This window comes from Burkholderia sp. CCA53 (assembly GCF_001685525.1).
GTDB lineage: Bacteria > Pseudomonadota > Gammaproteobacteria > Burkholderiales > Burkholderiaceae > Burkholderia > Burkholderia multivorans.
Genome location: NZ_BDDJ01000001.1, coordinates 1,574,339 through 1,599,602, shown reverse-complemented (window position 1 = coordinate 1,599,602; position 25,264 = coordinate 1,574,339). Strand labels below are relative to the sequence as shown.

24 protein-coding genes are annotated in these 25,264 nt (G+C 67.2%); 11 read left to right on the top strand and 13 right to left on the bottom strand.

Features of this window, described 5'->3' with window-relative positions:
* Positions 1–24: 24 nt before the first annotated feature.
* The 5 genes from gspK to gspG are packed head-to-tail and all read right to left on the bottom strand — an operon-like array spanning position 25 to position 3,393.
* On the bottom strand, positions 25–1,149 hold the full coding sequence (gspK, locus tag BCR55_RS07455) for a type II secretion system minor pseudopilin GspK (protein WP_065494395.1): 1,125 nt from the start codon (positions 1,147–1,149) through the stop codon (positions 25–27).
* 6 nt (positions 1,150–1,155) lie between these two features.
* Complete coding sequence (locus BCR55_RS07450; RefSeq protein ID WP_088923770.1) at positions 1,156–1,851, bottom strand: type II secretion system protein J; 696 nt, start codon at positions 1,849–1,851, stop codon at positions 1,156–1,158.
* Entirely contained in the window at positions 1,829–2,272 is a 444-nt protein-coding gene (gspI, locus tag BCR55_RS07445; RefSeq protein ID WP_006415278.1) for a type II secretion system minor pseudopilin GspI, read from the bottom strand. The genes BCR55_RS07450 and gspI overlap by 23 nt, the downstream gene beginning before the upstream one ends.
* Positions 2,269–2,901, bottom strand: a complete 633-nt coding sequence (locus BCR55_RS07440) for a GspH/FimT family pseudopilin (protein WP_083211778.1) — start codon at positions 2,899–2,901, stop codon at positions 2,269–2,271. The genes gspI and BCR55_RS07440 overlap by 4 nt, the downstream gene beginning before the upstream one ends.
* Before the next feature lie 39 nt (positions 2,902–2,940).
* The gene (gspG, locus tag BCR55_RS07435) at positions 2,941–3,393 is read right to left on the bottom strand and encodes a type II secretion system major pseudopilin GspG (protein ID WP_035489561.1); all 453 of its coding nucleotides are present in this window, start codon (positions 3,391–3,393) and stop codon (positions 2,941–2,943) included.
* Positions 3,394–3,570: 177 nt separating this feature from the next.
* Here gspG and BCR55_RS07430 point away from each other — a divergent pair, with 177 nt between their 5' ends.
* Positions 3,571–3,981: a type II secretion system protein N gene (locus BCR55_RS07430; protein ID WP_006401512.1), complete on the top strand. Its 411-nt coding sequence runs from the start codon at positions 3,571–3,573 to the stop codon at positions 3,979–3,981.
* 28 nt (positions 3,982–4,009) lie between these two features.
* Here BCR55_RS07430 and gspF read toward each other — a convergent pair whose 3' ends face one another.
* Genes gspF through gspD form a run of 3 tightly spaced genes read right to left on the bottom strand, consistent with a single transcriptional unit; the run spans position 4,010 to position 9,034 of the window.
* Positions 4,010–5,227: a type II secretion system inner membrane protein GspF gene (gene gspF, locus BCR55_RS07425; RefSeq protein ID WP_006401511.1), complete on the bottom strand. Its 1,218-nt coding sequence runs from the start codon at positions 5,225–5,227 to the stop codon at positions 4,010–4,012.
* 4 nt (positions 5,228–5,231) lie between these two features.
* Positions 5,232–6,728 carry a type II secretion system ATPase GspE gene (gene gspE, locus BCR55_RS07420; protein WP_006401510.1) on the bottom strand — a complete coding sequence of 499 codons (1,497 nt, stop codon included), beginning with the start codon at positions 6,726–6,728 and terminating at the stop codon, positions 5,232–5,234.
* A complete protein-coding gene (gene gspD / locus BCR55_RS07415; protein ID WP_065494394.1) occupies positions 6,725–9,034 on the bottom strand; it encodes a type II secretion system secretin GspD in 2,310 nt (769 codons plus the stop codon). Before gspD ends, gspE begins: the two co-directional genes overlap by 4 nt.
* Before the next feature lie 377 nt (positions 9,035–9,411).
* Between gspD and BCR55_RS07410 the strand changes: the two genes are divergently transcribed.
* Complete coding sequence (locus tag BCR55_RS07410) at positions 9,412–9,858, top strand: lytic transglycosylase domain-containing protein (RefSeq protein WP_006401507.1); 447 nt, start codon at positions 9,412–9,414, stop codon at positions 9,856–9,858.
* 151 nt (positions 9,859–10,009) lie between these two features.
* Positions 10,010–11,323 carry a GTP-binding protein gene (locus tag BCR55_RS07405; protein ID WP_269147904.1) on the top strand — a complete coding sequence of 438 codons (1,314 nt, stop codon included), beginning with the start codon at positions 10,010–10,012 and terminating at the stop codon, positions 11,321–11,323.
* A gap of 115 nt (positions 11,324–11,438) precedes the next feature.
* Here BCR55_RS07405 and BCR55_RS07400 read toward each other — a convergent pair whose 3' ends face one another.
* On the bottom strand, positions 11,439–11,717 hold the full coding sequence (locus BCR55_RS07400) for an HU family DNA-binding protein (protein WP_006401505.1): 279 nt from the start codon (positions 11,715–11,717) through the stop codon (positions 11,439–11,441).
* A 389-nt stretch (positions 11,718–12,106) separates the two neighbouring features.
* On the opposite strand from BCR55_RS07400, the gene mnmC reads away from it, so the two are divergent.
* The 7 genes from mnmC to BCR55_RS07365 all read left to right on the top strand — a co-directional run bounded on the left by mnmC (position 12,107) and on the right by BCR55_RS07365 (position 21,025).
* Complete coding sequence (gene mnmC / locus BCR55_RS07395) at positions 12,107–14,080, top strand: bifunctional tRNA (5-methylaminomethyl-2-thiouridine)(34)-methyltransferase MnmD/FAD-dependent 5-carboxymethylaminomethyl-2-thiouridine(34) oxidoreductase MnmC (protein WP_065494393.1); 1,974 nt, start codon at positions 12,107–12,109, stop codon at positions 14,078–14,080.
* Between the two features lie 674 nt (positions 14,081–14,754).
* Complete coding sequence (locus BCR55_RS07390) at positions 14,755–15,969, top strand: cation:proton antiporter (protein WP_006408072.1); 1,215 nt, start codon at positions 14,755–14,757, stop codon at positions 15,967–15,969.
* Positions 15,970–15,986: 17 nt separating this feature from the next.
* On the top strand, positions 15,987–17,102 hold the full coding sequence (locus BCR55_RS07385; protein WP_006408073.1) for a YbdK family carboxylate-amine ligase: 1,116 nt from the start codon (positions 15,987–15,989) through the stop codon (positions 17,100–17,102).
* A gap of 510 nt (positions 17,103–17,612) precedes the next feature.
* Positions 17,613–18,251 (top strand): MarR family winged helix-turn-helix transcriptional regulator, encoded by a 639-nt coding sequence (locus BCR55_RS07380; RefSeq protein ID WP_006408074.1) that lies wholly within the window; start codon positions 17,613–17,615, stop codon positions 18,249–18,251.
* Between the two features lie 28 nt (positions 18,252–18,279).
* Positions 18,280–18,990, top strand: coding sequence for a glutamine amidotransferase (locus BCR55_RS07375; protein ID WP_035489573.1), 711 nt, complete (start codon positions 18,280–18,282; stop codon positions 18,988–18,990).
* 183 nt (positions 18,991–19,173) lie between these two features.
* Positions 19,174–20,286 carry an NADH:flavin oxidoreductase/NADH oxidase gene (locus tag BCR55_RS07370; protein ID WP_065494392.1) on the top strand — a complete coding sequence of 371 codons (1,113 nt, stop codon included), beginning with the start codon at positions 19,174–19,176 and terminating at the stop codon, positions 20,284–20,286.
* Between the two features lie 205 nt (positions 20,287–20,491).
* A complete protein-coding gene (locus BCR55_RS07365; RefSeq protein ID WP_006410299.1) occupies positions 20,492–21,025 on the top strand; it encodes an SET domain-containing protein in 534 nt (177 codons plus the stop codon).
* A 43-nt stretch (positions 21,026–21,068) separates the two neighbouring features.
* Here BCR55_RS07365 and BCR55_RS07360 read toward each other — a convergent pair whose 3' ends face one another.
* Positions 21,069–22,550: a sensor histidine kinase gene (locus BCR55_RS07360; RefSeq protein ID WP_012212460.1), complete on the bottom strand. Its 1,482-nt coding sequence runs from the start codon at positions 22,548–22,550 to the stop codon at positions 21,069–21,071.
* A 118-nt stretch (positions 22,551–22,668) separates the two neighbouring features.
* Positions 22,669–23,361, bottom strand: a complete 693-nt coding sequence (locus BCR55_RS07355; protein ID WP_006401494.1) for a response regulator transcription factor — start codon at positions 23,359–23,361, stop codon at positions 22,669–22,671.
* Between the two features lie 123 nt (positions 23,362–23,484).
* Between BCR55_RS07355 and BCR55_RS07350 the strand changes: the two genes are divergently transcribed.
* A complete protein-coding gene (locus tag BCR55_RS07350) occupies positions 23,485–23,715 on the top strand; it encodes a DUF3717 domain-containing protein (protein ID WP_006401493.1) in 231 nt (76 codons plus the stop codon).
* A gap of 108 nt (positions 23,716–23,823) precedes the next feature.
* Here the strand turns inward: BCR55_RS07350 and BCR55_RS07345 are convergent, their stop codons facing one another.
* Both BCR55_RS07345 and phhA read right to left on the bottom strand, forming a co-directional pair.
* Positions 23,824–24,132 (bottom strand): 4a-hydroxytetrahydrobiopterin dehydratase, encoded by a 309-nt coding sequence (locus BCR55_RS07345; protein ID WP_006408080.1) that lies wholly within the window; start codon positions 24,130–24,132, stop codon positions 23,824–23,826.
* A 144-nt stretch (positions 24,133–24,276) separates the two neighbouring features.
* The gene (gene phhA / locus BCR55_RS07340) at positions 24,277–25,170 is read right to left on the bottom strand and encodes a phenylalanine 4-monooxygenase (protein ID WP_006414047.1); all 894 of its coding nucleotides are present in this window, start codon (positions 25,168–25,170) and stop codon (positions 24,277–24,279) included.
* Positions 25,171–25,264 lie beyond the last annotated feature (94 nt).

Sequence of the window (25,264 nt, the reverse complement as noted above, 5' to 3'; positions counted from 1 at the left end):
GGGCTCCTCTCCCGAATGGCGTCGTTATAGCTGATCGCGGATGCGCACGACCCGCGTCGAGTGCGTGGTCGGATCACGATACACGAGCGAGATGCGATCGACCTCCGCGCGATCGTGCTGGATCCGGCCGTGCACGACGAAGTAGCTCGAATTGACGTCGATGAGGCTCGCATCGAGCTGTACGCCCGGCGCGCCCGCGCCGCGCAGCGCGAGCTGCACGTCGCCGACGTTGCGGAAAAACACGGTTTCGCGGCGCGATACGAGCGCCTGCGCGGACGACACGCTCATGCCAGGCACCAGCGCGGCAATCACCTCGGCCGGCGCGGTGTTCATGTTCACGGGCGTCGCGGTCGGCAGCACGGTCACGAACGGGCGCAGCCGCGCGACCATCTCGGGCGTCACGCCGTCGACGTCGAGCAGGCTGTCGACGCTCGTCATCGTCAGCGGCGCGGGCCCGCGCTCGCCGTCGGCGAGGCCCGGCTCGTCGGTGAAGCCGCCCCCCTGCGCGTCGCCGCCCGTCACCGGCGCCGTCGGCGCCATGCCGCCGCCGGGCAGCGTCGGCAACTGAAAGCGCGTCGCCGAATGCATGAGCCCCGCGCGCACCTGCAGCGCGATCCGCTTCGCGAACGCGCCGTCGTAGCCGAGCGTCGTCAGCAGCCGCTGGAACGCCGCGAGCTGCGCGACGTTCAGCTGCAGCACGCCGGGCGCCGGCGACGCGATCAGGTTGCGCAGGTTGAACTTCGCCTGCGCATCCTCGATCGAGCCGGAGATATAGGTGTCGTCGCCGCCCTGGTTCGGCGCGCCGATCCGGCCGAGAAAATCCGACAGCTTCGTCTTCGCGATCGGCACCGCCCAGATCCCGCCGAGATACGTGATGCCGGGCGCCGTGTCGCCTTCCGAGCGCAGGATCATCCGCGTCCAGTCGAGTGCGCCGCGCGCGACCCACTGCGCCTGCGCGAGCATCCGCTGATTTTCGATGCGGCGCACCTGCACCTGCTGGCGCCACAGCATGCCGGACACGAGAATCGCCGCCAGCGCGACGACCAGCAGCGCCGTGATGATCGCCGCACCGCGCTCGCCGCGCGGCAAGCCGTGCGCGCGTCGGCAAGCGCGGCGCTCCGGCATCGAAAGGTGAGGGCGCGTTCGCATCGTGCGTCACTCCCCGACGAGAAATACGCGCGTGATCGGCACGCGCAGCGACGTCGCGCCGATGCTGACCTGCAGCCCCGTGACCGCGCGCGGCGGCGGCGCGTTGCCGATCTGCGGCACCTTCAGCGCATCGTTGTTCTGCGCGAGCGCGTCGTTCGCCGCCTGCACGCTGGTCGTCCAGCCGACGCGCGGCACGTAGAGCTTCGCGTCGATCGCACCGACGCCGCCCATCAGGGCGACTGCGCTCCAGCCGTCGACGCTGCTGTCCTTCAGGAGCGCGTGCAGCCGGTTCGCGTCGTCGAGCGGCGGCGACGCATAGCGCACGACGCGCCCGCCGGCGATCCGGTAGCGCACGACCTGCAGCCGCGGCGCGGCGCCCGGCACGTCGAGTGCGCGAATGATCTGCAGCGTGTTGCCGGCCACGCCGATCGCCGGCTGACCGGCTTCGTCGTCGGTCGCGGCGAGCCGCGCGTCGATGCGCATCTGATCGAACATCTGCGCGAACACGCGTTCGTCTTCCATCGCGGACGCCACCTTGTCGCGGCCGCGCATGATCTGGTCGAGCCCGCGCCACGCGAGCACGGCGACGACGGCGAGAATCGCGATCGCGATCATCAGCTCGATCAGCGTGAAGCCGCGTGCGCGGGCCGCGCGGGCGAACGGGCGCGGCATCGGCGCGTCAGAGCGAACGGCTGGTTTCATTCGCGACCACCGTGACCATCTGCGCGAGCACGCCGGAGCGGCCCGGCATGCTGACCGACACCTCGACGCGCCGGAACACCGGATTCGGCGTCGCGCTGACGCGCTGCGTGCATACGAGCGGCACGTTGCCCTGCGAGCAGTCGAAGTTCTGTTCGCCGATCTGCGGCCACGCATGCGCGAGCCGCAGCTGCGCGAGCGCGTTGTCGGCGCTCCAGCCGGCGAGCAGCCGCCGATGCAGTTCCGATGCGCCGGTCGCCATCGTGCCGACCGCGCGAATCGATGCCGCGAGCGCAACCGCGATGATCGCGAGCGCGACCAGCACCTCGATCATCGTGAAGCCGCGCGCCGCGCCGCGCATGCGCAGGGCGCCGGCAATGCGCGGCGAGCGGGCAGGGCGGCGCATGCGACCACGCATCGTCATTGCACCTCGTAGCGGCCGTTGCCGGTGCCCACGATCGTCGCGCTGCCGACGGCCGAATGCAGCGTCACGCGCACCGGCGTGTCGATGCTTTCGGTGCCGAATACGACGCGGCTCGCGCGCGTGTCGGAACCGGGGTAGTCGATGTCCGCGCCCGTCACGCCGCCGTCCCAGTCGCGCGGGCGCAGCAGGTCGTCGTGCAGCGTGCGCCAGCCGTCGGACGAACTGACGTCGAAACGGAAACCGTGCGCGGTCGGTTGCCACGCGATCGGCCGCGCGCGCACCTGCGCTTCGTCGCCGGCCGTTTCGAACAGCAGCGCGAGCCGCTGTGCTTCCTCGCGCAGGTCGGTGCGCGGATTGCGCGTCAGCGACAGCGACGCGAGCGACACCAGCAGGCCCGCGATCACGAGCACGACGAGCATCTCGAGCAGCGTGAAGCCGCGCGCGGCGCGACGGCGATGCTGCGTACACTGCCGTCCGAAGGCGGTGCTCGCCGCGCACGGCCCGATCGCCCGCGTTTGCCTGCGGCGAGATCCCGGCTCACCCGCCGCACACGCCCGAACGGGCGATGCCGCCGCGCGGCGCAGGCGGCCGTGGCAGGCGCAGCGGTGGGTCGTACGAAGTGCGAGCATGAAGCGCGGGAGAGAAGGATCGGACCGGTCGGCGGCGGCTTACTGCCACGAGCCGATATCGGTATCGTTGGCGTCGCCGCCTTCCTTGCCGTCGGCGCCGTAGCTGAACACGTCGATCTCGCCGTGCACGCCCGGGTTCAGATACTTGTACGGATTGCCCCACGGATCGTTCGGCAGCCGTTCGAGATAGCCGCCGTCCTTCCAGTTGTTCGGAATCGGATCGGTGGACGGCTTCTGGATCAGCGCGTTCAGGCCCTGTTCCTGCGTCGGATAGCGGCCGTTGTCGAGACGGTACAGCTTCAGCGCCTGCATGATGGTGCCGATGTCCTGCTTCGCGGCGATGCGGCGCGCCTCGTCGGGGCGGCTCATGATCTTCGGCACGATCAGCGCGGCAAGGATCCCGAGGATCGCGACCACCACCATGATCTCGATCAGCGTGAAACCGCGCTGACGGCGCACGGCTCCATTGCGGCGAGTGATCCACGTTTGCATGACTGACTACCTCTTTCCAAAAAATATCGTCGATTGAACAACGCGCCCGTGGCATCCGGACGATCGCCTGACGGCCACCTTCCACGACCCGCGGGAGCGGAGCACGCATTGTAAGGCGCGCATCGTCGAGGGCTTTCACTCAACGCAAATTTCACATAGATCCGTACAATAGCGCGCATGAACGCGCTCTCGATCCGGATCCTTTCCCTCGCCCTCTTCGCGGCGCTGTGCGCGACGGCCACGTACTGGGTCGTCACGCTGTCGGCCCGCGAAGCGCCGCTGCCCGCAGCCGCCGCGCGGCCGCCGATCCGCACCGAGGACGCCGCGGCGCTGTTCGGCGGACAGCTCGAACGCAATCCCGTGCAGGACATCCACCTGTTCGGCATCCTCGCGCTGCAGCACGGCGGCGCGGCGATCGTCGGCGTCGGCGGCGAACCGCCGCGCGCGGTGTCGCTCGGCGCGGAACTCACGCCCGGCGCGAAGCTCGCCGAAGTCCGCAACCGCTCGATCGTCGTCGAACGCAACGGCGCGCGCGCGGAAATCCAGCTTCCGGCCAACACGCCGTCCCCCGCGATCTACATGCGCTGAAGCGCGGCGGTGACGGCCGCTGCCGCCGTCACTGCACCATGTTGTTCAGCTCGATGATCGGCAGCATCACCGCGAGCACGATCACGAGCACGATCCCGCCCATCGCGAGAATCAGCAGCGGCTCGAGCAGGCTCGTCAGAAACATCGTGCGGCGCTCGAGCTCGCGCGCTTCGCCGTCGGCCGCACGGTCGAGCATCGTCGTCACGTCGCCGGTCGCCTCGCCGGAGCGGATCAGATGCACGAGCACCGGCGGAAACGTCTTCACGTTATTCAGCGCGCGCGACAGCGCCGAGCCTTCGCGCACGCGCACGATCGCGTCGTCGATGTTCGCGCGCATCGCGCGGTTGCTGAGCGTCTCGCCGGCCGCCTGCAGCGCGCGCAGGATCGGCACGCCGGCCGCGGTCAGAATGCCGAGCGTGCTTGCGAAGCGCACCGTGTTGTAGCCGCGCACGAGCTTGCCCGCGAGCGGCGCGGTCAGCAGCCAGCGATCGAATGCGAGCCGCGGCCCCGCGCGCGACAGCGTCGCCTTCACGAACCACACGACGAGCGCGACCGCGATCAGGATCGCCCACCACCAGTGCCGCACGAATCCGGACAACGCCATCATCACGATCGTCAGGAGCGGCAGCTGCTGCTTCGTGCTCGCGAACACGTTGACGACCTGCGGCACCACGTAGCTCAGCAGGAACGTGACGATCCCGAACGCGATCACCGTGACGATCGCCGGATAGGTGAACGCGAGCAGGATCTTCTGCTTCAGCGCGTTGCGCTGCTCGATGTAGTCGGCGAGCCGCGACAGCACGATCCCGAGCTTGCCCGTATGCTCGCCGGCCGAGACCAGCGCGCGATAGATTTCCGGAAAATCGCGCGGATGCTGGCTCAGCGCGTTCGCGAGCGAATGACCGCCGAGCACTTCCGCGCGGATCGCGGCCATCAGTTCGCGGATGTAGTCGCGCTCGGACTGCTCGGTCAGCACGCCGAGCGCTTCGTCGAGCGGCAGGCCGGCGATCAGCAGGCTCGCGAGCTGGCGCGTGAGGATCGCCTGCTCGCGCTGCGACAGCTTGCGGCCGAGCGCGAGCCGCTGCGAACGCGCGCCGCGCGTCGCGCTTCCGGCCGGTTCGACGACGAGCGGCGTCAGCCCCTGCGTGCGCAGCTGTCCGCGTGCGGCGCGCGCGCTGTCGGCATCGACCACGCCCTTCTGCGTGCGGCCGGCCGCATCGATCGCTTCGAAACGGAATGCGGGCATCGCGCTATGCGCCTCCCGTCACGCGCAGCACTTCCTCGAGCGACGTCGCACCGGCCGCGAGCCAGCGCTCCGCGTCGTCGCGCAGCGTGCGCATGCCCTGCGCGCGGCCGGCCGCGAGAATCTCCGCGTCGGCCGCGTTGCGGTGAATCAGCGTGCGAATCGCATCGTCGACGATCAGCAGCTCGTACACGCCGCGCCGGCCCGTGTAGCCCGAATGCCCGCACTTGTCGCAGCCGACCGGATGCCACACGCTGCGGCCGTCCTCGTGCCGCTCTTCCTTGCAGACCGGACAAAGCTGGCGCACGAGCCGCTGCGCGAGCACGCCGAGCAGCGACGACGCGAGCAAATACGGCTCGACGCCCATGTCGGTCAGACGCGTGACGGCCGACGCCGCATCGTTCGTGTGCAGCGTCGCGAGTACGAGGTGGCCCGTGAGCGAGGCCTGCACCGCGATCTGCGCGGTTTCGAGGTCGCGGATTTCGCCGATCATGATCACGTCCGGGTCCTGACGCAGGATCGAGCGCAGCGCGCGCGCGAACGTCATCCCGATCCGCTCGTTGACCTGCGTCTGGCCGATGCCCGACAGGTCGTATTCGATCGGATCCTCGACGGTCATGATGTTGGTCGTCGCGGTTTCGAGCCGCGACATCGACGCGTACAGCGTCGTCGTCTTCCCGGAGCCGGTCGGCCCGGTCACGAGCACGATGCCGTGCGGACGCGAGATCAGCTTGTCGAACTGCACGAGCGTGTCGCGGCCCATCCCGAGCGCTTCGAGGTTCAGCCGCTGCGCGTCCTTCTCGAGCAGACGCAGCACCGCGCGTTCGCCGTGGCCGGTCGGCAGCGTCGACACGCGCACGTCGACCGGCCGGCCGCCGACGCGCAGCGTGATGCGGCCGTCCTGCGGCAGACGTTTTTCCGCGATGTCGAGCTGCGCCATGATCTTGATGCGCGAGATCAGCGCGCCGTGCAGCGCCTTCTTCGGCCGCACGACGTCGCGCAGCGTGCCGTCGACGCGAAAGCGCACGACCGACGCGTTCTCGAACGGTTCGATATGGATGTCCGACGCCTGTTCGCGCGCGGCCTGCGTGAGCAGCGCGTTGATCATCCGGATGATCGGCGCGTCGTCCTCCGATTCGAGCAGATCCTCGACTTCCGGGATGTCCTGCATCAGCCGCGACAGATCGACTTCGCCTTCCACCTCGCCGACGATCTGCGCGGCGCTGCCGTCCTGCCGCGCATACGCGTGGTTGATCGCCTGCGCGAGCTCGTCGGCCGGCACACGCTGCACGACGATCGAGCCGAAATTGCGTGCGATCTCGGCCAAAGCGGCGTCGTTCGTGCGATCGCTGATCCATACCTCGAGCGTGTCGTCGAGCTGATGCGCGATCAGCACCTGGCCGTTCTTCGCGAAGCCGTACGGCAGCAGCCGCGCGGCGAGCGGCGAGGGCGGCTGCCGTTCGCCGGGCGCGCCGTCGTGGGCGGAGGACAGCAGGTCGCTCACTGCGACGCTCCCGGCGCGGTCAGCGGCTGCTGCGGCACCGTCTGCGCCGGCACGCCCTGCGATTGCGCGGGCGCCTGCTCGGCGGCCGCCGGCGGCGCGATCTGGCGCTGCATCTGCTGGCGACGCATCTTGTCGAGATCGAACAGGTTGCCCGCGGCCGTGCCGCCCTGGCTCGGGCCGAGCGGCATCGGCGGCACGACGGGGTCGTCCTTGTCGCGGATCACGTTGTTGTCCGACTTGTACGCGCCCGTCACGCCCTGGATGTAGTCGTAGCGGTTCGAGGTGACGGCCTGCGCCGTATCGCGATCGGCGATGATCACCGGGCGCAGGAACACCATCAGGTTGGTCTTCTTGCGCTGCTTGCTTTCGGAGCGGAACAGCTGGCCGATCCACGGGATGTCGCCGAGCAGCGGCACCTTGCTGTTGGACACGTTGTACGCGTCCTGCATCAGGCCGCCGAGCACGATCACTTCGCCGTTGTCCGCGAGAATCGTCGACTGGATCGAGCGCTTCGTGAACGACGGGCCCGTCTGCGCGTTCGTCGTCGCGGTGTCGACCGCGGAATCTTCGGTGTAGAGCTGCAGCTTCAGGATCCCGCCGTCGGTGATCTGCGGCTTCACGTGCAGCGTCAGGCCGACGTCGCGGCGATCGTAGGTGTTGAACGCGTTGCTCGTCGTGCCGCTCGTCAGGTTCGAATACGAGCCGGTCGGAATCGGCACGTTCTCGCCGACGACGATCTTCGCTTCCTCGTTGTCGAGCGTGATCAGGTTCGGCGTCGACAGCACGTTCGCGTCGCTCACACCCGCGAAGTACTGCAGCAGCGCGCCGAGGCCCTGCACGCCGAACATGTTGTGCAGCCAGCCGATGTTGAGGCCCTGGTTCAGGTTCGCGAGATTGGCGGGCAGCCCGACGCCGGTGGCGGTGCCCGTGCTGCTGTTCACCGAGCCCGTCGTCAGGTTGATGATGCTGTTGCCGGCGACGCTGCCGGCCGTCGCCGCGAGGTTCGTGCCGGCGAGCAGCGCGCCGCTCGCGACCTGCCACTGGATCCCGAGCTGGCCGGCCGTCGTCGAATTCAGTTCGACGATCAGCGCTTCGATATAGACCTGCGCGCGACGCTTGTCGAGCTGGTCGATCACCGCGCGCAGGTTCCGGTACACGGGATCGGACGCGGTGATGATCAGCGAGTTGGTCGCCGCATCGGCCTGGATCATCCCGCCCGGCTGGTTGTCGTCGTTCTTGTCCTTGTCGCCGCCGAGCAGCCCCGCATTGCCGAGGCCGCCACTGCCCGACGCGCCGCTGCCGTACGACGACGAAGACGTCCCGCCGAGCCCGCCGGACGGCAGCGGCGGCGTGCCGGCCGTGCCGGTCGAGAAGTTGCCGCTCGAGGACGAGCCGTTCTGGTTGAAGCTGTTCGCGTCGTTCGACGATGCGGACGAGCCGGTGTCGTTGCCGCCCTTGCCCAGCATGCCGCGCAGCGTCTTCGCGAGCTTCACCGCATCCGCGTTGCGCAGCGGTACGACGTGCATGTTGCCGGGCACCGCGCTCGGCGCGTCGAGCTGTTGCACGAGCCGCTTCGCGGCCGCGAGCCGCGACGCATTCGAGGCGCGCAGCAGCAGCGAGTTGGTGCGCGGATCGGCCGTGACCGAGACCTTCAGCGTCGCGTCGCTGTTGCCGATCGCGCCGGGGTCGAGCATCTTCTGCAGCTGCGACGCGAGGTCGATCGCGTTCGCGTTGCGCAGCGGCACGACCTGCACCTGCGCGCCCGCGGCGCTGTCGACGCCCGCGATGATCTGCGCGATGCGGCGCACGTTGTCCGCATAGTCGGTAACGACGATCGAGTTGTTTGCCGGATACGCGGTCACGGTGTTGTTCGGCGAGATCAGCGGCCGCAGCACCGGCAGCAGGTTGTTCGCCGATTCGTTGTGCAGTTCGAACACCTGCGTGATGACCTGGTCGCCGCGTGCGCGCGGCACGTTGCCGACGTAGGTCGGCACGCCCTGCAGTTTCGCGTCGGCTTCGGGCACGACCTTCAGCACGCCGTGATCCTGTACGAGCGCGAAGCCCTGCATGCGCAGCGCGGACTGCAGCGTCTTCAGCGCCTGATCTTCGGGCACCGAGCGTTCGGCGACGAGGTTCAGCTGCCCCTTGACGCGCGGGTCGACGATGATGGTCTTGCCGGTGGCGGCGCCGATCGCCTTCGCGACCTGGTCGATATCCGCATTGACGAAATTGAGCGTGACCTGAGCGTAGGCAGCCTGCGAACCGATGATGCCGGCGATGATCAGCGTCGTGGCGACGCGCCGCATAACGAAGCGATTTCTTGTCATGGATGAATGGGGCGATGCCGGCTCAGGCCACTTCCGGCGGTAGTGCTGGGATCCAAATCCGAAAAAGGCGACATTAGCAGTTTTTCATGTCCGAAATATCACATTGATCCGAGGACTGTCTCACATACGACAGGCGCCCGGCGGCCCGTATGCGATATGTAAGGTCGCACGCGCATCGCGTCGGCTGTCGCCGGCCGGCGATCCGGAGAGGCGTCCGGCCGGCACGCGATAGCCGTCATGCCGGGCTGTCGCACAGTCACGAACTGCCGGTATGATACGGGCGGCGCGTTTCTCGTCGCACGAATGACGGGCACGGGTTTTCCCGACCCCGCGCATTTTCTTTCCGCTTTCGCCCCATGAAAAGACGGTTCGCTTCGCTCGTGTGGATCGCCGCCGGCGCGTGGTTCGCCAGCGCGAACGCGCATGCCGATTGTTTCGACGAGGCTGCCCGCTACCAGAAGGTCAATCCGCTGATCCTGCGTGCGATCGCCTGGCAGGAGTCGCGCAACCGTCCGAGCGCACTGAACAAGAACACGAACGGGTCCGTCGATTACGGGCTCATGCAGATCAATTCGGTCCATCTGTCGACGCTGTCGCGCTACGGCATCGATCGCGACACGCTGATGGAGCCGTGCAAGAACGTCTATATCGCCGCGTGGCATCTGCGGCAGAAAATGAACCGCTACGGCAACACGTGGCAGGCCGTCGGCGCCTATCATTCGGAAACGCCGGCACTGCGCGACAAGTACGCGCGGCAGATCGCGGCGATCCTCGCGCAGTGGAAACTGCTGCCGCCGCAATAGCGGTGCGCCGCACGCGGGGCCGATCGCGCCCCGGCCGTCGCGCGCGCGTTTGATGCACAATGCGGGCTTACGCTGCGGCTTCGCGCGTGCGAACGGCCCGGCCGCTCGTGCCGCGCAGCGGCGCCGCGGCCGCTTTTTCACTTTTCCGTTGGTGCGTACCGCAATGAAACAGCCGTTGCCCGTCACCGTGCTGTCCGGCTTCCTCGGCGCCGGCAAGACCACGCTGCTCAACCATATCCTCGCGAACCGCGCGGGCCTGAAAGTCGCCGTGATCGTCAACGACCTCGCGGCGGTCAACATCGACGCGTCGATCGTGCGCGACGCGCAGGCGCTGTCGCATGTCGAGGAACGGCTCGTCGAGATGTCGAACGGCTGCATCTGCTGCACGCTGCGCGACGATCTGCTCGTCGAGATCCGCCAGCTCGCGGCGGAAGGCCGCTTCGACGCGATCGTGATCGAATCGACCGGTATCGCGGAGCCGATGCCGATCGCCGAGACCTTCACGTTCGTCGACGACGACGGCACGTCGCTCGGCGACACCGCACGGCTCGACACGCTCGTCACGGTCGTCGACGCATTCAATTTCCTGCGCGACTACGGCTCGGACGATGCACTCGCGACGCGCGGCATCGCCGCCTCCGAAGACGACGATCGCACGCTCGTCGAGCTGCTGATCGAGCAGATCGAATTCTGCGACGTGCTCGTGATCAACAAGGCCGACCTCGTCAGCGCGGACGAACTCGCGCGGCTGCAGCACATTCTCGCGCGGCTCAATCCGCGCGCGCATCAGGTCGTGTCGACGTTCGGCAACGTGCCGCTCGACGCGGTGCTGAACACCGGCCGCTTCGATTTCGACGAAGCGGCGAATGCGCCCGGCTGGCTCGCGTCGCTCGATCGCGATCATGCGTACTGCGACGATCCCGACTGCGACGCGCATCATCATGCGCACGTGCACGGCGAAGCGGACGAATTCGGCATCGCGAATTTCGTTTACCGCGCGCGCCGGCCGTTTCATCCGGCGCGACTCTGGGCGCTGCTCCATCAGCAATGGCCGGGCGTGCTGCGCAGCAAGGGCTTCTTCTGGCTCGCGACGCGCAACGACATCGCCGGCTCGCTGTCGCAGGCGGGCGGCGTGTGCCGGCACGGTCCGGCGGGGCTCTGGTGGGCCGCGCAGGATCGCGCGGAATGGCCGGACGACGACGAACTGCTCGCCGAAATTCGCACTGAATGGGAAGGCGATTTCGACGACCGCTCGATCGGCGATCGCCGTCAGGAACTCGTGCTGATCGGCATCGCGCTCGACGCCGACGCATGGCGCGCGAAGCTCGACGCCTGCCTGCTGACCGATGCGGAATTCGCGCTCGGCGCGGCCGGATGGGCCGCGTTCGACGACCCGTTCCCCGCATGGGACGTCGACGCGCACGACGACGAAGACCCCGGCGACGCGCAGATCGTGCGCCCGTAACAGCGATCGACGAACCGTAAAATCTTGTAAAGGTGTGACGGACTGTGGCAAAAATGCCGCGCGCGCCCAACAAAAAACCCGCCGAAAGGCGGGTTTTTTTCGAACAGGCGCTGGATTAACGCTTGTTGACGGCGTCCTTGAACGCCTTGCCAGCCGTGAACTTGACCGTCTTGGCTGCCGGGATCTTGATGGTTTCGCCCGTCTTCGGGTTGCGGCCCGTACGTGCTGCGCGCTTGCCCGAACCGAAGCTGCCGAAGCCGATCAGCTGAACCGCATCACCCTTCGACACGGCTTTCTTGATGACTTCGAGCAGCGTGTCCAGCGTTTCGCCGGTTTGAGCCTTGCTGGCGCCCGTTTGGGCGGCGACGGCGTCGATCAGTTCCTGTTTGTTCATTAAGGTTCCTTTTTCAGGTTAGGTTGACACGAACAGCGCGAACGCGCCGATTATACGTGCGCGAACCGTGCCGTCGAGAGTCAGACTCTGACGGCACAGCGCCGAATCCTGGCCCGCGCGACGCGCCTACCGGCTACGCCGGCGGCCACCCCGCGGTACGGCGTTGCTATGATAGCGCAGCGCAAACCCAATAACGACAAGGGTTTCAAAGATTTTCATCGGTATTTCGCCGAATCGATCGTCGATTGCCCGTTTTTTGACCAGCGCCAACCGGACAGGATACGCAGCCCGCTGCGCGCCTGCGTCGCGCCGTTGGATTTTGCCAACGGCCGATCGGCACGTGCGCCGCAATCCCTTGCCAGGCTTGGCTGTCACGATTTTTGTTTCGCATGCCCGACCGACTCGTCCCTGCCACGCTCGCGTTCCGCGACGACGGCACCCTCGTCTCGCCCGCGTACGGCGACATCTATCACAGTGCCGCGGGCGCGATCGCGCAGGCCAACCACGTGTTCGTCGCGGGCAACGGGCTGCCCGCGCGCTGGCAGCAGCGCCGCACGTTTACGATCGTCGAGACGGGCTTCGGCACTGGCTGCAACTTCCTCGCCACGTGGGCCGCGTGGCGCGACGATCCCGCACGCTGCGAGCGTCTCCATTTCGTGTCGGTCGAAAAACATCCGTTCTCGCGCGAAGACCTGCGTCGCGCCGCTGCGCATATCGTTGCGAACACAACGATCTCCGCGAACGTCGATGAGCTTGCCGATGCATGGCCGCCGCTCGTGCCGGGCCTGCATCGACTCGAATTCGACGCAGGCCGCGTCGTGCTCACGCTCGTGTTCGGCGATGCGCTCGAGCGGCTGCCGACACTCGTCGCGCGCGCCGATGCGTTTTATCTCGACGGCTTTGCGCCGTCGAAGAACGCGGATCTCTGGTCGATCGACGTGTTTCGCGCGCTTGCGCGCATGGCCGACGAGCGCGCGACGTTCGCGACGTATTCGAGTTCCGGCGTCGTGAAACGGGCGCTCGACGAAGCGGGTTTCGCGTATCGCAAGGTCGACGGTTTCGCCGGCAAGCGCGCGATGCTGGTCGGCGAATATGCGCCGCGTTGGCGCATGCGCCGGCACGAACCGCCGCGCGCATGGCCGAACGCCGCCGCGCGCCGTGCGCTCGTGATCGGCGCCGGCGTCGCCGGCTGTGCCGTGGTCGAGCGGCTCGCCGCGCGCGGCTGGAACGTGACGCTGATCGAACGGCACGAACGGATCGCGAGCGAAGCGTCCGGCAATCCGGCCGGCGTGTTCCATCCGCTGATGACGCGCGACGACAACGTCGCGAGCCGTCTTACGCGCGCCGGTTTTCTCTACGCGGTCGCGCGCTGGCGAGCACTCGAAAAGGGCGGTCACGCGTTTGCGCGCAGCACGCGCGGCATGGTTCATCTCGCCGAATCGGCGGACGACTTCGCGCGCATGCGCGATGCATTCGATGCGCTGGGCGCACCGTCCGACTACGCGAAGCTGCTCGACACGGACGCCGCGCGCGCGTATCTGGATCTGCCGGTCGCGCATGGCGGGCTGCTGTTTCCGCACGGCGGCGCGGTGTGGCCGGCCGCACTGGCCGACGCGCAATGCGCGGCCGCCGGCGATCGCGTGCAACGGCTGACGCGCACCGAAGTCGCGCGGCTCGAACGAAACGGCGACGAGTGGCATGCGCTCGACGCGCACGGACGCACGCTCGCGCAGGCGCCGGTCGTCGTACTCGCGAATGCCGGCGATGCGGTGCGGCTTGCCGGGCTGCGGCACGTCGCGCTGCAACCCGTGCGCGGGCAGCTGACGCTGCTGCCGGCAGGCAGCGCATCGCCGCTGCCGTGCCCGGCGATCGGCGACGGCTACGCAGTGCCGCTCGACGACGGCACGCTGCTGATCGGTGCGACGTTCGAACCGGACGACGTCGATCCGGCGATACGCGTGGCCGGCCATGCGGAAAACCTCGAGCGCGTGCGGCGCCTGCTGCCGGGACTGATCGACGACGTGCCCGCGCTCGACACGCTGCGCGGCCGCGTCGCGTTCCGCTGGGTCGCCGGCGACCGGCTGCCGCTGATCGGCCCGCTCGCCGACGAAGCGCAGGCGGTCGCCAACGCCCGCGCGCTGAGCGGTGCCAAAGCCCGCGACCTGCCACGCATGCCGGGGCTCTACGGCGCATTCGGCTACGGCTCGCGCGGTCTCGTCTGGGCCGCGCTCGGCGCCGAGCTCATCGCCTCGCAGCTCGACGGCGAGCCCTGGCCGATCGAGCGCGAACTCGCAGAAGCGGTCGATCCCGCCCGTTTCCTGATCCGCGCATTGCGCGCACGCCAGGTGAGCGCCGCCGACTGATCCGGCGCACCGTTTCCTCACAGTTTCCCGATTTTCCCGCGCAAAGTTATCCACGCGATGCTGTGGATAACCGCGCGAAATCCATGCTCGGTTCGTGTGCAATCACAGTGGACGTAAACGGGGTAACTCGGCAGGTCGCGCACAGGGTCCAAAAGTTGCTCATCTCAAACTACTGTGCACGAACACGCTGTGCAACCGGTTATGTTTTCAACAAGCCGTTGATCCGGCAGCGTAAACGGAGGTTATCCACAGAACTGCGAGCGCCTTGTTAACTTCTACTACGTATATATACAGATAAACCTTTTAAACCAAAGACCTGTGCCCCGCACAGCGTTTCGGGTTCGATCGAATGGGTTCCAGAGTGAAAAAGCTGTGGCACAATCGGTTTCCTTCGCGTTCGTCCGGCCAGGCGCCGGACATGCTTCAACGGAACGGTCCGCACAGTTTCGAATCTGAGTCTTCGAGGCAGCGCAGTCCGTTCACACATCAGGCCGACAATCCAGATCGGCAGACCTGAGCGACATATCCGCCGAATGGCGGTACAGGCGGACCCCATGTCCCGCCGTCGTGAACCACAACAATCACATTCGGGGCGATACCCAGCCGGCGCGCACTCATTCCTGACGCTTGACCCCGCGTCGCTGGCGGTTGCTTCCAAAGGAGAAGTCACCACGATGAAGTCGGCGTTCTCATTTCTGCCCAACTGGCCGCTTACGCCGGATGCCGTGTTCTGGGCCGGGCTCGCGCTGTTCGCGGCCGGGCTGTGCGGCGAGCTCTGCTATCGCGCGTGGCGGCTGCCGCGCATTACCGGTTATGCGGTGATCGGTCTCATCGCCGGTTCGTTCGGTTTCGGCGTGATCGATTCGAGCACGGACGAAACGTCGCGGCTGTTGATCAACGTCGCACTCGGGCTGCTGCTGTTCGAACTCGGCAGCCGCCTCGACCTGCGGTGGATCCGCCGCAATCCGTGGCTCATTGCGTCCAGCCTCGCCGAAGCGACGCTGACGTTCGTGCTCGTGCTGTTCGTGATGCTTGCGCTCGGCGTGTCGGGCATGGTCGCGCTCGTGCTGTCGGCGATCGCGATCGCGACGTCGCCGTCGATGGTGATCCAGCTCAAGACCGAGCTGCGCGCGGAAGGGCAGGTGTCGCAGCGGCTGATTACGCTGACCGCGCTGAACAGCGTCTACGCGATCGTGCTGACCAAGCTCGTCACGAGCTGGCTGCATCAGGAAGCGTACGGCAACGTGTTCGCCACCATTCTGCAGCCCGTCTATCTGCTCGTCGGTTCGTTCATCGTCGCGTATCTGGTCGCGCGTTCGTGCAACTACCTGTTCCGCCACATGACGTCGACGATGCGCGACGAGCATTCGTTCGTCGCGCTGTTCGGCCTCGTCATGCTCGCGATCGCGGTCGCGCAGGCGCTGAAGCTGTCGACGCTGCTCACGCTGCTGCTCGCGGGGATCATCGTCAAGAACCTCGAAGCGCGCCCCCAGCTGTGGCCCGAGCATTTCGGCACGGCCGGCTGGCTGCTCACGGTCGTGCTGTTCGTGCTCACGCTCACCTCGTTCACATGGGGCGACATCGCGCTCGGCGGCCTGTTCGCGATCGTGCTGATCGTCACGCGGCTCGTCGCGAAACTCGGCGGCGTCGTCGCGTTCGCGAAGCCGAGCGGGATCGGGATGAAGCAGGGCGTCGCGCTCGGCATCGCGCTGACGCCGATGTCCGCGCTGAGCTACCTGCTCGTCGACGATACCTACCAGCTCTACCCGAACTTCGATCCGCATCTGCGCGCGATCGTGATGTGCACGATCGTGATCCTGCAGCTCGTCAGCCCGTTCGTCGTCTACCGATGCCTGTCGGCGGTCGGCGAGCGCAGCGACGGCAACTGATTCCGGAACCCCCTGCCATGGCACTCGAAACCTTCGTCAATTCCGAGCCGTTCACGTTCGGCGTCGAACTCGAAATCCAGGTCGTCAACACGCACAACTACGACCTCACCAAGGCCGCATCGGACCTGATGCGGCTGATCCAGGGCGAGTCCTTTCCGGGCAACATCACGCCGGAAATCACCGAGAGCATGATCGAGCTGTCGACCGGCATCTGCCATACGCACGAGCAGGCGCTCGGCGAGCTGCACGCGATCCGCGACGTGCTCGTGAAGGCGGCCGACCAGCTCAACGTCGGGCTGGCCGGCGGCGGTACGCACGCGTTCCAGCAATGGAGCGACCGGCAGATCTACGACGCGCCGCGCTTCCAGTATCTGTCCGAGCTGTACGGCTATCTCGCGAAACAGTTCACGGTGTTCGGCCAGCACGTGCACATCGGCTGCCCCGATCCGGACAGCGCGCTGTTCCTGCTGCATTCGATGTCGCGCTTCATTCCGCACTTCATCGCGCTGTCGGCGTCGTCGCCGTTCGTGCAGAACGTCGACACCGGCTTCCATTCCGCGCGGCTCAATTCGGTGTTCGCGTTTCCGCTGTCGGGCCGCGCGCCGTTCGCGCTCACGTGGCACGACTTCGAGGAATACTTCACGAAGATGGTGAACACGGGCGTCGTGAACTCGATGAAGGATTTCTACTGGGACATCCGCCCGAAGCCCGGCTATGGAACGATCGAAGTGCGCGTGATGGATACGCCGCTGTCGGTCGATCGCGCCGCTGCGATCGCGTGCTACATCCAGACGCTCGCGCGCTATCTGCTGCTCGATCGTCCGCTGACGCTCACCGAGGACGACTATCTCGTCTACACGTTCAACCGTTTCGAAGCGTGCCGCTTCGGGCTCGAAGGCACGTGCGTGAATCCTCAGACCGGCGAGCGCCGCACGATCGCCGAAGACATCCTCGACACGCTCGACCGGATCGCGCCGCATGCGGCCGAGCTCGGCTCGCGCGCGGCGCTCGACGAGATCGGCGCGCTCGCGAAAGCGCGCGTGAACGACGCATCGTGGCTGCGAACCGTCTTCAAGCAGGAAAAATCGCTGAACGAAACCGTTCGCCAGCAGTGCCTGCGTTGGCGCGAATGAAAAAATGTTTTGCAGTTTGCGGACTCGACCGCGTCGCGATTCGCTGAATGCGAACCGGCGCGCGTCGAGCCGGCAACTGTTGCCGGTTCTGCCGCCATGCTGTGGATAACCGGATATTCCGCTGCAAAGTCAAAGGTCTGTGGAATGGATAACCCGGTGGATCGCCGTACCTCGCGCGATCGCCGGCGCGCGCCGCTCGATGGCCGCGCGACACGTGCCGCCGGCACGCCGCATTGGCCGCACAATGAAAAAACGCAGTTATCCCGTGATTTTCCACAGTGCGAAGGGGATAACTTAGCTGTGCGATTTTCCGCTCTCGCTTAGAATGTCGGCTTTGCGGACACCGGAAGCACCGCGCGTCTTACCGGTCGCCGCGGACGCGACCGCCGCGTGTGCCTCGCGACGGCCGTGCCGGACGGATTCGACGATCCGGTCCGCCCCTGAGACAGAGATTCGATCTCCACACTACGGCCGCTCGGCAAGTCCGGGCGGCGGCAAAGCGAAAAGACTATGAGCGAAGGCGTTTACGGGAATCAGGCTGCGGGACGTGTGACCCACAGCCTGCTGCGGTTGAGTACGGCCATGCGGAGCGAGGCATGGGATTGGGCGGAAGGCGCCGGCCTCACGCCGACGCAGGGCGAAATCCTCGTGCTGCTGCTGCAACGCAAGGGCCCGATGCGGCTCGGCGAAATCGCGCGCGAGACGCAGCTCACCGCGGCTACCACGAGCGATGCGGTCAGCACGCTCGAGATGAAGGGGCTCGTCGAGAAGCGCCGCGCGCTCGACGACGGCCGCGCGCTTGCCGTGCGCCTGTCGGCACGCGGCCGCACGGCCGCGAAGAAGGCGCTGCAATGGCCGGAATTCCTGACGAAGGCGGTCGGCAAGCTCGGTGCGGACGAGCAGGGCGCGTTGTACCGCGCGCTGCTGAAGACGCTGCGCGAGCTGCAGGTCGCCGGCGCGACGCCGCCGCAGCGCATGTGCCTCACGTGCGTGCATTTCCAGCCGTCGAAGCCGTCGAAGAAGGCCGTGCATCACTGCGCATCGTTCGGTACGCCGCTCGCGGACGGCGATCTGCGTCTCGACTGTTCGATGCACGAAGAAGCCGACGTGGCCACGCAGAAAAAGACCTGGAAGATTTTCGCAGGCTGACGTCCGTCGATCGACCGGGAGGCCGATGATGAACGCTGAAGTCGTGGCGATCCGCCACGTGCATTTCGAGGATCTCGGCAGTTTCGAGCAGGTGCTCGGCGAGCGCGGCCGGCGTGTGCGCTACGTCGACGTCGGCTCGTCGCGCGTCGAGGTGCTCGATGCGCTCGAGCCGTCGCTGCTCGTCGTGCTCGGCGGCCCGCTCAGCGTCTACGACGACGCGCAGTATCCGACGATCGCGCCGCTCGCGGCGCTCGTGAAGCAGCGGATCGATGCCACGCTGCCGATTCTCGGCATCTGCCTCGGTGCACAGTTCATCGCCCGCGCGCTCGGCGCGCGCGTCTATCCGGCCGCGCAGGTCGAACTCGGCTGGTCGCCGCTGACGCTGACCGACGCCGGCCGCGCATCGCCGCTGCGTCATCTCGACGGCGCGACGACGTCGATGCTCCACTGGCACGGCGATACGTTCGATCTGCCGGGCGGTGCGATTCATCTCGCCTCGACGCCGGCCTGCCGGCATCAGGCGTTCTCGTGGGGCCAGCATGTGCTCGCGCTGCAATGCCATCCGGAGATCCGTGCGGATCGCTTCGAACCCTGGCTGATCGCGAACGCGGGCGAGATCGCATCGACGCCCGGTATCGACGCGCGACAGCTGCGCGACGATACCGCGCAGCACGGGCCAACGCTCGAAATCGCCGCGCGCACGATGTTCGGCGAATGGCTCGACAGCGTCGGGCTCTGAGCGGCACGGTGCCGCTCGCGCCGCTGCAGCGATCGCCGATCGCATGCTGACCGTCGGGCCCGCAAGCGGCGCGTCGGTCGTCCCCTGTTCCTGACCAATCGCTTACTGCCGTTGCCGCCGTCTGCAGGCTTCGGTCGTGCGTGCTACGCTCGTGCGCTCTTCCATTTCTCGAGAGCGGCCACCATGACTGCGCTGTTTTCACCGTTCACGCTGCGCGGCGTGACCCTGCCGAACCGGATCGTGATTTCGCCGATGTGCCAGTATTCCGCGGAGCGCGGCGAAGCGACCGACTGGCACATGATTCACCTCGGCCATCTCGCGCTGTCCGGCGCGGCGCTGCTTTGCATCGAGGCGACCGCGGTCGAACCCGACGGCCGCATCACGCACGGCGACCTCGGCCTCTGGGACGACGCGACCGAAGCGGCGCTGAAGCCCGTGCTCGCCGCGATCCGCCGCTACTCGCCGATTCGCGTCGCGATGCAGCTGTCGCATGCGGGACGCAAGGCGTCGAGCGAGGTGCCGTGGAAAGGCGGGCAACTGGTGCCCGTCGCCGATGGCGGCTGGCTGCCGCACGCGCCGTCGGCCGTTCCGCACAAGGACGGCGAGACGCCGCCGCTCGCGCTCGACGCGGCCGGGCTGAACCGCGTCCGCGAGGCATTCGCTGCGTCCGCGAAACGTGCGGCGCGGCTCGGCATCGACGCGATCGAGGTGCATGCGGCGCACGGCTATCTGCTGCATCAGTTCCTGTCGCCGCTCGCGAACCGGCGCACCGACGAATACGGCGGCTCGCGCGAAAACCGGATGCGCTTCCCGCTCGAGATCTTCGACATCGTGCGTGCCGCGTTTCCGGCGGATCGGCCGGTCGGCGTGCGCGTGTCCGCCACCGACTGGGTCGAAGGCGGCTGGGAGCTCGAGGACACGATCGCGTTCGCGCACGAACTGAAGCGCCGCGGCTGCGACTGGATCGACGTGTCGTCGGGCGGCGTATCGCCGTTGCAGAAGATTCCGCTGTCGCCCGGCTATCAGGTGCCGTTCGCGCAGGCCGTGAAGCGCGCGGTCGACATGCCGACGATCGCGGTCGGCCTCATCAACGAGCCCGCGCATGCGAACCGGTTGATCGAAGCGGGCGATGCGGACTTCGTCGCGATGGCGCGTGCGATGCTGTACGACCCGCGCTGGCCGTGGCACGCGGCTGCCGAACTCGGCGCGCAGGTGTCGGCGCCGCCGCAGTACTGGCGCTCGCAGCCGCGCGAATACAAGGCGCTGTTCGGCGACATCGCATTCGGCCAGCGCTGAGCGACACGCGGCATCGCAAGCGATGTTGAACGAAGCAATCGCGAACGTGTAGGATGCGGGTGATTCGCCGCATGCCCCGACGCGGCACCGACCGGTGCCGCGTTTTCGTTTCCGGCCCGACCGATGCCGGCGGCCGTGCAGCGGCGACGTCGGGCCGCGATCGCGGCTGTCTTCCATTCAAGTCGTCTTCACGAGGATTCGTTCGATGAGTTCACGCAGGATCGCGGTGCGCCGCTCGGGAGTACACGGCAAGGGCGTATTCGCCGTGGCGCCGATCAAGGCCGGCGAGCGCGTAGTGGAATACAAGGGCGAGCGAATTTCGTGGAAGGAAGCGCTGCGCCGCCATCCGCACGATCCGAACGAACCGAACCACACGTTCTATTTCGCGCTCGAAGAGGGCGGCGTGATCGACGGCAAGGTCAACGGCAACAGCGCGCGCTGGATCAACCATTCGTGCGCGCCGAACTGCGAAGCGGAAGAAGTCGGCGGGCGCGTGTATATCCACGCGCTGCGCGACATCGAGCCGGAAGAAGAGCTGTTCTACGACTACGGTCTCGTGATCGACGCGAAGCTGACGAAAAAGCTGAAGCGCGAATATGCATGCCACTGCGGCACCGATGCGTGCCGCGGCACGCTGCTCGCGACGTCGGACGAGAGCGGCAAGAAGAAAAAGAAGAAGGACGGCAAGTCCGACGCGTCCGCGAAGGACAAGTCGAAGGACAAGAAAAAGAAGAAGTAGGCAAGTGCGCGGCGCCTGCATGCGCCGCGCCTGCATCGGTCGCTCAGTGCGTCGGTGCGGCGGCCGGCGTCGCGCTGACCGGCGTCGCCGCGCGTGCCGCGAGCGGCACCTTCACGACGAAGCGCGAACCGCCTTCCGGTGCATCCTCGTAGGACACCGTGCCGCCGTGCATCGCCACGATGTCGTGGACGATCGCAAGACCGAGCCCCGCGCCCGTTTCGACGCCGTTACCGTTGTGCGCATCGCCGCGGAAGAAGCGCTTGAACAGGTCGGCCTGCTGGTTCGCCGGCACGCCGGGGCCGTTGTCCTCGACGACGATTTCCGCGGCCGGCTGGCCGTCGTCGAGCGTGCCGCGCGCGACGTTCACCGTGATTCGCGCGCCGCTCGGCCGCGCGAGCGGCACGTATTTCAGCGCGTTGTCGAGCAGGTTCGCGATCACTTCACGCAGCAGCACCGGATTGCCGCGCACCGGCAGCGTCTCGTCCTCGCCGGGATCGTCGCTGCGCTGGAAGCCGAGATCGACATGCGCGGCGAGCGCGCGCGGCACCCATTCGGCACCGGTCTCGAATGCCATCGCCGCGAGATCGACATCGACGAAGCGTGCGGCCTGTTCGCCGGGCTCCGCGCGCGCGAGCGACAGCAGCTGATTCGAGAGCCGCACCGCGCGGTCGGCCGCCGCGCGCAGCTCGCGCAACGCGGCATACGTCTGCTGCGTATCGCGCGCGACCGCGGCCTGCTCCGCGTGCAGTTTCACGGCCGTGAGCGGTGTGCGTAGCTGGTGTGCGGCGTCCGCGATGAACTTGCGCTGCGCGTCGAGGGCGGTCTTCAGGCGGCCGAGCAGCGCGTTCATCGCGCTCGTCAGCGGCCGGATTTCGAGCGGCACGTCGGTTTCGTCGACCGGCTCGAGCGACGTATGCGTCTGCCGGTTCAGCGAATCGGCGAGATGCGTGAGCGGGCCGAGCTGCTGGTTGACGACGCGCCACACGATCCCCCAGCCCGCGAGCAGCAGCAGCAGCAGCGGCATCATGATCGCGACGAGGAATTCCGCCGCGATGCGGTAGCGGTGCCGCACCGGCTGCGCGACTTCGACGACCATCGGCTTGCCGCCTTCGACGTTGTCGACGCGCACCTGCGCCACGCGTACCGCGCGGTTGTCGTATTCCGCTTCGAACACGTATGCATGATGCATGCGCCGCACGTTGATGCCCTGCAGCGGCAGCTTCGGATCGCCGGCGAGTTCCTGCTCGCCGTCGCTGATCCGGTAGATCAGCGCTTCGGCCGGATCGGAGAACATCGCCTGCGCGAGCGGCGGCACCGTAAACGGCGCGTCGGGGCCGGCGATCTGGATCTGTTTCGAGATGGCGGTCGCGAGATCGGCGAGCGAGCGGTCGATCACGTGCTGCGTGTATTGCCACGCGAGCCAGTACGCAATCAGGCCGCTCATCAGCGCGAGCATCGACAGCGGCGCGGCGAGGCGCCGCAGCAGCGAGCGGCGCAGGCTGGTCACAGCCGGATCAGAAGACATGTCGACGGGCAAATGAATGAGCGCCGCTCACGCGGAGCGGCGCGGTCGTGCGCCGGACGGCGACGCCGCGCGGCGAGCCGGCCGCCGACGCACGACGCGCCGGCGACGGCGGTGCCGCTCAGACGCTGGCCGTCTGGCGGATTTCCTGCAGCAGGTAGCCGAAGCCGCGCACGGTCACGATTTCGACGCGGCACTGTTCGAGTTTCTTGCGCACGCGGTGCACGTAGACTTCGATCGCGGTGTCGCCGAGATCGCCGCCGAAGTGCGTGAGGTGATCCTGCAGCTGCGCCTTGCTGACGACACGGCCGTGACGCAGCAGCAGCATTTCGAGCACCGCGAATTCGCGCGGCGACAGTTCGAGCGGCTTGTCGTCGTTGAAGATGCGGCGATCGACGCCCGACAGGCGGACGCCGCCGAGCGACACTTCCGGACGCGGCATGTCGCTGTGCGGGCCGCTGCGGCGCATCACGGCGCGGATCCGCGCTTCGAGCTCGGCCGGTTCGAACGGCTTCAGCATGTAGTCGTCGGCGCCGGAATTCAGGCCCTGGATGCGGTCGTTCAGTTCGTCGCGCGCGGTCAGCACGATGACGGGCGTGTGGCGGTTGGTCTGGCGAAAGCGCGTGAGCAGCGTCATTCCGTCGATGCCCGGCAGGCCGAGGTCGAGGATTACGAGTTCGTGGCGGTTTTGTGCCAGCGCCTGTTCGGCAAAGATGCCGTCGTGCACCATGTCGACGGTGAAGCCAGCCTGTTCGAGGCTGCTCTGGATACCGCGTGCGATGGGGCGGTCGTCTTCGATCAGAAGGAGTCGCATGAAGTTCGCTCAAGTACAATGGGTTGGCGGTTCAGGCACGCGGACAGCACGACGCCGTTTCCACAGGGCCGCCGCATCGCGTGACAATCAAGCATGGCGGCCAGCGCACGATGACAACCAATCATGTCCGATATTTCGATCCACGATCTCGAAGCCGCGATCAATTTCTGGCGCGCCCGCTCGCCGTCGAGCGGCGACGAACTCAAACTCTGCGAAGAGGCCAGCGCGCTCTCCAAGCCGTATGCGCTGCTGATTGTACAGCGCGAAAGCGCGCTGCAACTGGAAGGTTTGGACCCCAAGGCGCGGAAAGCGTACGAGACTTACGTGCGCCTTAAGGACGGCTTGGAAAGCTGAAGGCTTTCGCTGAGTACATCCTAGAAAACGTTCATGCAAATGAAAAGTTGACGCGCCGCGCGCCGAAAAAGCGCGCGGCGCGTTCGCTCGTGGTCGGGCCGCGCGCGCTCAGCTCGCCGGACGCGCCTGTGCGGCGACCGCGTCGATGAAGAGGGCCAGTTCGATGTCGCGTTGGGTGAGACCGTCGGCGTCGTGTGTCGACAGCGTCACGTCGACGCGGTTGTAGACGTTGAACCATTCCGGATGATGATTCATTTCCTGTGCCTTGATTGCAACGCGCGTCATGAAGCCGAACGCTTCGTTGAAATCGGCGAAGCGCAGGCTGCGCTGGATCGCATCGCGGCCCGGCACCGCCGACCACTGCGGCAGGCGTTCGAGTCGCGTCTTGCGTTCTTCTGATGTGAGCTTGTGGACCATGTTGCACCTCGTTCGGTAACGGCGCTCGCGCGCGGCATGCGCCGCGCGGCGGGGCCTGCACCGGTCATTCTTTCATAGTTGCGCGCCGCGCGTCGGCACGTGTGGCATGCGGTGTGCGGTGTGCGGGATGTGGCGTCCGTCACATTACGCGTCGGCGTCGTCGGGCCAGCCTTCGCCGGTGCCGCGATGCAGCACGCGGTCGGTGTCGAGCACCGCGCCGGCGTCGAACTCCGGCAGTCCCGCGAGGCGCGCGGCAAGCGCGCGGCCGTCGAGCTCCGCCAGCGCGAACAGCTGCGCGAAGTCGTCGATCACGAAGTAGGTCTTCTGGAACGTATCGATCCGGTAACGCGTGCGCATCACGCGCTCGAGATCGAAGCCGAGCCGGTTCGGCGCCGCGCTTTCGACGCTGTACAGGCTCTCGCCCTTGCTCGACACGATGCCGGCGCCGTAGATCGATAGCCCGCCGGGGCCGCGCCCGTCGCGGATCAGTCCGAATTCGACCGTATACCAGTAGAGCCGCGCGAGGCGCGCGAGCGCCGCTTCGTCGTCGGCGACCGCGAGCGCGATGCGGCCGTATGCCTGCATGTAGTCGGCAAAAACGGGCTCGATCAGCAGCGGCACGTGGCCGAACAGGTCGTGGAAGCAGTCGGGCTCCTGCAGGTAGTCGAGCTGATCGGGGCGACGCATCCACCAGGTAACCGGAAAGCGCCGGTTCGCGAGGTGTTCGAAGAACACGCGATCGGGCACGAGGCCCGGTACCGCGACGATCTGCCAGCCCGTTGCGGGCATCAGCTGACGGTTCACGTCCGCGAACGACGGCACGCGATCGGCCGGCAGGTCGATCTTGCCGAGCCCGGCGACGAACGCGTCGCATGCGCGCCCGCGCAGCAGCGCCGACTGGCGCGCATAGAGCTGCTGCCACACCGCGTGGTCGACGCGGCCGTAACGCTGCAGCGGCTGGTCGATGGTGAAATCGGCGCGGGTTTCGAGGCCCGCATCGAACTGCTCCTGCAGTTTCGCGGTGACGACGGTGGACATGAGACGCTCGGCATGCTGGGGTTTCGGATGCATGCAAGTGTAGAGCGGGGTACGCGCGGATTGGGCGCAAAATTGGCGCATATTCGAGATGTAA

Excerpts from the sequence above, each read along its gene's own strand:
- gspK (WP_065494395.1), bottom strand. The coding sequence starts at position 1,149 with ATGCGAACGCGCCCTCACCTTTCGATGCCGGAGCGCCGCGCTTGCCGA.
- BCR55_RS07450 (WP_088923770.1), bottom strand. The coding sequence starts at position 1,851 with ATGAAACCAGCCGTTCGCTCTGACGCGCCGATGCCGCGCCCGTTCGCC.
- gspI (WP_006415278.1), bottom strand. The coding sequence starts at position 2,272 with ATGACGATGCGTGGTCGCATGCGCCGCCCTGCCCGCTCGCCGCGCATT.
- BCR55_RS07440 (WP_083211778.1), bottom strand. The coding sequence starts at position 2,901 with ATGCTCGCACTTCGTACGACCCACCGCTGCGCCTGCCACGGCCGCCTG.
- gspG (WP_035489561.1), bottom strand. The coding sequence starts at position 3,393 with ATGCAAACGTGGATCACTCGCCGCAATGGAGCCGTGCGCCGTCAGCGC.
- BCR55_RS07430 (WP_006401512.1), top strand. The coding sequence starts at position 3,571 with ATGAACGCGCTCTCGATCCGGATCCTTTCCCTCGCCCTCTTCGCGGCG.
- gspF (WP_006401511.1), bottom strand. The coding sequence starts at position 5,227 with ATGCCCGCATTCCGTTTCGAAGCGATCGATGCGGCCGGCCGCACGCAG.
- gspD (WP_065494394.1), bottom strand. The coding sequence starts at position 9,034 with ATGCGGCGCGTCGCCACGACGCTGATCATCGCCGGCATCATCGGTTCG.
- BCR55_RS07410 (WP_006401507.1), top strand. The coding sequence starts at position 9,412 with ATGAAAAGACGGTTCGCTTCGCTCGTGTGGATCGCCGCCGGCGCGTGG.
- BCR55_RS07400 (WP_006401505.1), bottom strand. The coding sequence starts at position 11,717 with ATGAACAAACAGGAACTGATCGACGCCGTCGCCGCCCAAACGGGCGCC.
- mnmC (WP_065494393.1), top strand. The coding sequence starts at position 12,107 with ATGCCCGACCGACTCGTCCCTGCCACGCTCGCGTTCCGCGACGACGGC.
- BCR55_RS07390 (WP_006408072.1), top strand. The coding sequence starts at position 14,755 with ATGAAGTCGGCGTTCTCATTTCTGCCCAACTGGCCGCTTACGCCGGAT.
- BCR55_RS07385 (WP_006408073.1), top strand. The coding sequence starts at position 15,987 with ATGGCACTCGAAACCTTCGTCAATTCCGAGCCGTTCACGTTCGGCGTC.
- BCR55_RS07380 (WP_006408074.1), top strand. The coding sequence starts at position 17,613 with ATGAGCGAAGGCGTTTACGGGAATCAGGCTGCGGGACGTGTGACCCAC.
- BCR55_RS07375 (WP_035489573.1), top strand. The coding sequence starts at position 18,280 with ATGAACGCTGAAGTCGTGGCGATCCGCCACGTGCATTTCGAGGATCTC.
- BCR55_RS07370 (WP_065494392.1), top strand. The coding sequence starts at position 19,174 with ATGACTGCGCTGTTTTCACCGTTCACGCTGCGCGGCGTGACCCTGCCG.
- BCR55_RS07365 (WP_006410299.1), top strand. The coding sequence starts at position 20,492 with ATGAGTTCACGCAGGATCGCGGTGCGCCGCTCGGGAGTACACGGCAAG.
- BCR55_RS07360 (WP_012212460.1), bottom strand. The coding sequence starts at position 22,550 with ATGTCTTCTGATCCGGCTGTGACCAGCCTGCGCCGCTCGCTGCTGCGG.
- BCR55_RS07355 (WP_006401494.1), bottom strand. The coding sequence starts at position 23,361 with ATGCGACTCCTTCTGATCGAAGACGACCGCCCCATCGCACGCGGTATC.
- BCR55_RS07350 (WP_006401493.1), top strand. The coding sequence starts at position 23,485 with ATGTCCGATATTTCGATCCACGATCTCGAAGCCGCGATCAATTTCTGG.
- BCR55_RS07345 (WP_006408080.1), bottom strand. The coding sequence starts at position 24,132 with ATGGTCCACAAGCTCACATCAGAAGAACGCAAGACGCGACTCGAACGC.
- phhA (WP_006414047.1), bottom strand. The coding sequence starts at position 25,170 with ATGTCCACCGTCGTCACCGCGAAACTGCAGGAGCAGTTCGATGCGGGC.